Raw genomic sequence first — 1,804 nt, forward strand, 5'->3', positions numbered from 1 at the left:
TATTGCTGGGTCGCGTCGATCTATTTTTCGACAAGCGACCGCTTTTTTTAGATGAGGAACAAGATTTGGCGTTCGCTCGTCAAAAACAGAGCTAATAATAGTTAAAGGGGTCCGTCCCCTTTAACTATTAATTAAAGGGTCCGTCTACATCAACCTTTCGTCATCCTTTAACCCTTTGACTACCCCAGCACTGGTGAGTTAAAAATCAACGCGAACCGCATCCTACGACTGAGAGGGGGTGAGCCCTTTTAGCCCTTGAAAGAGCGCATCAAAGCTTTGATTAAAATCGCCGACCACATCTGCCATTTCAAAGAACCAGTCAAACAGTTCCATCACAAAGTCGTCATCTCCTACCTGTTCAGGATACATGATGCACAGCAAAGCTCGGATGGTGGCATTAGACCTCTGATTAACGTGAGAACCCTTCTCCTCGCTTTCTAAAAAATTCCAGCAGTCTATTCTGGCTTCGACAACAGCATCCGCATCACCCACTCCCATATTCCAATAGTTATTCGCTATTGAAAATCCAGCCGTAACGACAGGGTGCTGTTCCACTTTACCGGCGATCAACTCGAAGCAGTTGCATAGAAATCTCATCATGTTGCGAGGGAATTCATCCGCAGCCGTGTGCTCGGCTGAAATTTTGAAATATCGCACGGCGTTAATGCTACTGATCATAATTGACACCTAGACTATCGAGTACAGGGCTGCACGTTCTGCAGGCTTTTTTGGGAGTGCCGTGTCCTTTGCCTGATTCGCCGATATTGATTGCCCTGCTCGTTCCGCCAGCGGGATTTATACCTGCGTCGTAGGCTTGACTTAGGCAGGAGATTTCTGCGCATTCTCCGTGCCATGGCGCTCGTTTCTTAATCGGTACTGCGTCTAATGCCTCCTGCACTGTGGGATGTATAGGGCGCCCGGAGCCACTTACAGCGACGAATACTCGATTGCCAACATGCAATTCCGAAGCTGCACCCTTGATCTTCCCGTTGTTGAAAGCAGCATCCGCCACGGATTCTGCTGACGACAGTCCCAGTGGATCAGTCCATGTCGTCGGATTTTGGGCATATTCGAAAAGATTCAGGCCGCCCAAATACCCAATCGGATCCTTACTGATGAAGCGCCCGACCCTTGGATCATAGTATCGATGCCGGTTGTAGTGCAGGTCGGTTTCGTGGTCGTGGTATTGGCCTTGGAAGCGGATTGGGTTTGTCAGGCCGATCTGGTGAGCGAATTCGGAGCGCTGTTCAGTTGCCTCCCCCCACGCTTTGTATTGCGCGCTCCAGGCGGTGTTGCCGTTTTGGTCGGTGATTTCCTGCGGGGTGCCGAGGTGGTCGCATTGGTACCAGGCGAGTGCGTCAATCGGCAGCGCCACCGGTTTGTAGGTCCAGAGCGGGTCTTCTTTGAAGTTGTAGCGCCCTTCGTAAGTGGGTTGGCTTACGAGACGTATGGTTTCGTGGCGGATGGCCTGGGCCACCGGAACGAAGGTGCCGGGCTCGTGGATGTAGTGGACGGTTCGGCCTAGGGCACCAGCGTATGGCGGCGGGCTGCTTTCCCAAGCGAGGTTGTCGCCGTCCCAGCCGTACAGCGTGAAGCCGCAGCCGAGCTCGCGCTCTTTACGGGCGCGTTCGTTTTCGTTCCAGCCGGTGCCGGCTTCAGGACGAGGTCGGTAGTGGGCTTTGGAGAGTTTGTAGAGGCGTCTTCCGAGGGGGTCGTAACCGAAGTCGACAGTGAGTCGCGGATCGCAGAAGTGCACCAGACGATCGAAGAGATCCCAGTGCAGTTCGCTGCGCAGGCCATTGGT

The 1,804-nt window shown here is 53.2% G+C and carries 2 protein-coding genes; both read right to left on the reverse strand.

Annotated elements, in window-relative coordinates; all coding sequences use genetic code 11:
• Positions 1-222: 222 nt before the first annotated feature.
• Complete coding sequence (locus BMY98_RS26520; RefSeq protein WP_074893764.1) at positions 223-678, reverse strand: hypothetical protein; 456 nt, start codon at positions 676-678, stop codon at positions 223-225.
• On the reverse strand, positions 668-1,804 hold a 1,137-nt coding region (locus BMY98_RS27410), incomplete at its 5' end, for an RHS repeat-associated core domain-containing protein (RefSeq protein WP_175514233.1). The genes BMY98_RS27410 and BMY98_RS26520, both read right to left, overlap by 11 nt.

It is taken from the genome of Pseudomonas graminis (assembly GCF_900111735.1).
Lineage (GTDB): Bacteria > Pseudomonadota > Gammaproteobacteria > Pseudomonadales > Pseudomonadaceae > Aquipseudomonas > Aquipseudomonas graminis.

What these genes read in the sequence shown, in the direction of transcription:
- BMY98_RS26520 (WP_074893764.1), bottom strand. Translation starts at nt 678, where the DNA reads ATGATCAGTAGCATTAACGCCGTGCGATATTTCAAAATTTCAGCCGAG.